Genomic DNA, 4,920 nt, shown 5'->3' on the forward strand with positions numbered 1-4,920 from the left:
GGCGCCGCAAGGCGAGGTCGAGATCACGCTGGCACAGATCTGGGCCGAGCTTCTCGGTGTGGAGCGGGTCGGACGCCACGACCACTTCTTTGCGCTCGGCGGGCACTCGCTCTTGGCGGTGCAGCTGTTGAGCCGGGTCTCGCTGGCCATTGGCTTCACACTGCCGCTGACCACGCTGTTTGCCAAACCGGTGCTGGCCGATCTGGCCGCGAGTATCATGGATGAGTTGAGCCGCTCCGGCGCGCAAGACCTGCCAGCCATTGTGGCGGTATCGCGTGAAGCGCCGCTTGTGCTGTCGTTTGCGCAGCAGCGGCTGTGGTTTTTGGCGCAGCTGGATCAGAGCAGTACGAACTATCACATTCCGCTCGGGTGGCGGCTCAAGGGTGGGCTCGACCGCAGCGCCTGGCAGCGCAGCCTTGACCGTGTGTTGGCGCGTCATGAGGCGCTGCGCAGCGTGTTTGTCGCGCCGGAGGGCAAGCCCTGGGTGGAGCTGCTGCCGGAGGATGCGGGGCTGCCGGTTGTGGAGCACGATGTGCGGGACAGGCCGGATGCGGACGAGGCGCTATTGGGTCTGTGCAGGGAAGAGGCGCGCACGCCGTTCGATCTGGCGCGTGGCCCGCTGATCCGCGGCCGGCTGATCCGGATCTCGGATGAGGAGCACGTCTTGCTGCTAACGCAGCACCACATTGTCTCGGATGGCTGGTCGCTGGGCGTGTTGGTGCGTGAACTCAGTCAGCTGTACCGGGCCTTCGTGGCCGGTGAAGGCGATCCGCTGCCGCCGCTTGCAATCCAGTATCCGGACTATGCCGCCTGGCAACGGCAGTGGCTGTCGGGCGAGCGGCTGCAGAGCCAGGCGCACTATTGGCGCAACAATCTATCTGGCGCACCGGCCCGTCTGGCCTTGCCGACAGATCGGCCTCGGCCGGCAGAGCAGTCGTTTGCCGGGGCCAGTGTGACGGTCGTGATCGATGCGGATCTGACGCGGGATCTGAAGCGGCTGAGCCGGCAGCATGGCACGACGTTGTTCATGACGATACTGGCGGCCTGGGCGGCGGTGCTGTCTCGTCTGTCGGGGCAGGACGATCTTGTGATTGGCGTGCCGAGCGCCAATCGCAGTCGCCGCGAGGTTGAAGAGCTGATCGGCTGCTTCGTCAACACCCTAGCGCTGCGGCTTGACCTGTCGGGCGAGCCGAGCGTGGCGGAGCTGTTGACGCGGACGCGGCGCTCGGCCTTGGGAGCGCAGGAGCATCAGGACCTGCCGTTTGAGCAGGTGGTGGAGATCGTGCAGCCGCCCCGGCGTCTTGATCACACGCCGCTGTTCCAGGTGATGCTGGCCTGGCAGAACAACGCCGCTGGGACGTTCGACCTTCCTGGGCTGCGTGTGGAGGCGGCGGCAGACGGCTTCGATCAGGTCAAGTTCGATCTGGAGCTGAGCCTTGGCGAGCATGGTGAGGAGATCGCCGGAACGTTGGGTTATGCCACGGCGCTGTTTGATCAGGCGACCATCGAGCGGCAACGAGGCTATCTGCTGGCGCTGCTGCGGGCGATGGCTGCCGATGCGCGGCAAGCGGTCCACCGGATTGAGCTGCTGTCGAGTGCCGAGCGCACGTATCTGCTGGAGGAGCTGAACCGGACGGCGGTGACGTATCCTGAGCAGCAGTGCATCCATGAGCTGTTTGAGGCCCAGGTGCGCCAGGCGCCGGATGCGGTGGCGGTGGTCTATCAGGACCAGCGCGTAAGCTATGGCGAACTCAATGCGCGGGCCAACCAGCTGGCGCATCATCTGATCGGGCTCGGGGTGACGCCGGACCAGCCGGTGGCGATCTGCGTTGCGCGCAGCGTGGCGATGGTGGTCGGGCTGTTGGCGATCCTCAAGGCGGGTGGCGCCTATCTGCCGCTGGATCCGGCCTATCCGTCGGCGCGGTTGCGCCAGATGCTCGAGGATGCGGCGCCGCCGCTGCTGCTGGCCGATGCGGCGGGCCGATCGGCGCTGGGGGCCGATGCGCTGCTCGATCTGACGGTGGTCGATCTAGAGACGGCGACGCCGGAGTGGGCGAACCTGCCGGTCTCCGATCCGGACCCGCGTGCGCTCGGCCTGACCTCGCGCCATCTCGCCTATGTGATCTACACCTCCGGATCCACCGGCACCCCCAAGGGGGTCATGATTGAGCATGCGAGCACGGTGAACCTGCTGCATTGGAGCAGCGACGTGTTTACGGCATCAGAGATCAGCCGCACGCTGTTTTCCACCTCGATCAGTTTCGATCTGTCCGTCTATGAGTGCTTCGTTCCGCTTTCGCAAGGAAGCACGCTCTACCTTGTGGAGAATGCGCTGGCGCTGGCCGGGAGGTCTTTGGAAATCTCTTTGATCAACACAGTGCCCTCGGCGATCGCCCCCCTGGTTGACAGGAAAGCCGTGCCGGTTTCCGCAAGCGTGATCAATTCGTGCGGCGAGCGGCTGAAGGCGGGCCTCATAGAGAAGGCCTTCGAGAGTAGTCGCGTAGAGAAGATTTATAACCTGTATGCGCCTTCTGAAACCACCACGTACTCAACCTGGATCTGCCTGCTAAGGGGAGAGGCTGTCGTTGAGACGATCGGCCGTCCGATTGCGAACACGCGGGTGTATCTGCTGGATGGCTGTGGCGCGCCCGTGCCGTTCGGCGCGGTGGGCGAGCTTTACATTGGCGGGGCGGGGGTAGCACGGGGGTATCTGAACCGGCCCGAGCTGACCGCGGAGCGGTTCATCGCCAGTCCCTTTGTCGAGGGCGACCGGCTGTACCGCACTGGCGATCTGGCGCGCTATCTGCCGGACGGCAATCTTGAGTTTTTGGGCCGCAACGACGATCAGGTGAAGATCCGCGGCTTCCGCATCGAGCCGGGCGAGATCGTCGCGCGGCTTTGCGAGCACGCCTGGGTGCGCGAGGCGGTGGTGGTGGCGGGCCAGAACGGCGCCGGCCACAAGCATCTTATCGCCTATGTGGTCTGCGCGCCCGAGGCCGGCTCGGACGAGGGTGATGGAGGCGGGCTTGCGGGCGCCTTGCGGGCGCACTTAAGTGCGCGGCTGCCGGACTACATGGTGCCGAGCGCGTTTGTGCGGCTGGCGGCGCTGCCGCTGACGGTGAATGGCAAGCTCGATCGCAAGGCGCTGCCGGCGCCGGACGATGAGGCGTATGCGCATCGCGCCTATGAGGCGCCGCAAGGCGAGGTCGAGATCACGCTGGCACAGATCTGGGCCGAGCTTCTCGGTGTGGAGCGGGTCGGACGCCACGACCACTTCTTTGCGCTCGGCGGGCACTCGCTCTTGGCGGTGCAGATGTCGAGCCGGCTGTCACAGGCGGTTGGGGTCGACCTGCCGCTGTCGACGCTGTTCGCAAGGCCAGTGCTGACTTACCTGGCGGCGAGCACCGTCGAGCTGTTGCGCTGCTCCGGTCCGCAAGAGCTGCCGTCGATTGCAGCCGTGTCGCGTCATGAGCCGCTTGTGCTGTCGTTTGCGCAGCAGCGGCTATGGTTTTTGGCGCAGCTGAACGAAGGCAGCACGAACTATCACATTCCGCTGGCCTTGCGACTGCGCGGGATGCTCGACCACAGCGCCTGGCAGCGCAGCCTTGACCGTCTGTTTGCGCGCCATGAAGCGCTGCGCAGTGTGTTTGTCGCGAGGCAGGGCAAGCCCCGGGTTGAGGTTCTGCCGCCGGATGCGGGACTGCCGATAGTTGAGCACGATCTGCGGGAGAGATCGGATGCGGAAGCGGCACTTTTGGACCTGTGTGACGAAGAGGGGCGCACGCCATTCGATCTTGCGCGCGGTCCGCTGATCCGCGGACGATTGGTGCGGATGTCGGACGAGGAACACGTCTTCCTGCTGACCCAGCATCACATCGTCTCGGACGGCTGGTCGATGGGCGTGCTGCTGCGTGAACTTAGCCAGCTCTACCGGGCATTCGAGGCTGGGCACGACGATCCTCTGCCGCCGCTTGCCATCCAGTATCCGGACTATGCCGCCTGGCAACGGCAGTGGCTGTCGGGGGAACGGCTGCAGAAGCAGGCGCAATATTGGCGCAGCGCCCTGGCAGGCACAGCCCGTCTTGTCTTGCCGACGGACCGTGCGCGGCCTGCCCAGCAGTCGTTTGCCGCGGCCACGGTTCCGATCATCGTCAATGCGGATTTGACGCGGGAGCTGAAGCGGCTGAGCCTGCAGCATGGCACGACGTTGTTCATGACGATACTGGCGGCCTGGGCGGCGGTGCTGTCTCGTCTGTCGGGGCAGGACGATCTTGTGATTGGCGTGCCGAGCGCCAATCGGGGGCACCGCGAGATCGAAGGGCTGATCGGGTTCTTCGTCAACACGCTGGCGCTTCGGCTGGACCTGTCGGGTAAGCCGCGCGTGTCGGAGCTTCTGGAGCGGACACGGCGCACGGTGCTGGCTGCGCAGGAGCATCAGGACCTGCCGTTCGAGCAGGTGGTGGAGATCGTGCAGCCGCCCCGGGCTCTTGATCATACGCCATTATTCCAGGTGATGCTGGCCTGGCAGAACAACGCCGCTGGGACGTTCGACCTTCCTGGGCTGCGTGTGGAGGCGGCGGCAGACGGCTTCGATCAGGTCAAGTTCGATCTGGAGCTGAGCCTTGGCGAGCATGGTGAGGAGATCGCCGGAACGTTGGGTTATGCCACGGCGCTGTTTGATCAGGCGACCATCGAGCGGCAACGAGGCTATCTGCTGGCGCTGCTGCGGGCGATGGCTGCCGATGCGCGGCAAGCGGTCCACCGGATTGAGCTGCTGTCGAGTGCCGAGCGCACGTATCTGCTGGAGGAGCTGAACCGGACGGCGGTGACGTATCCTGAGCAGCAGTGCATCCATGAGCTGTTTGAGGCCCAGGTGCGCCAGGCGCCGGATGCGGTGGCGGTGGTCTATCAGGACCAGCG

The 4,920-nt window shown here is 65.3% G+C and carries 1 protein-coding gene; it reads left to right on the forward strand.

Going from position 1 to position 4,920, the window contains the following annotated elements:
• Window positions 1–4,920, forward strand: a 4,920-nt coding sequence (locus tag AB3X96_RS41955) for an amino acid adenylation domain-containing protein (RefSeq protein WP_368594339.1), incomplete at both ends; no start/stop codon positions are given.

Origin of the sequence: Paraburkholderia sp. BR13439 (assembly GCF_040948805.1) — a bacterium.
Taxonomy (GTDB): Bacteria; Pseudomonadota; Gammaproteobacteria; order Burkholderiales; family Burkholderiaceae; genus Paraburkholderia; species Paraburkholderia youngii.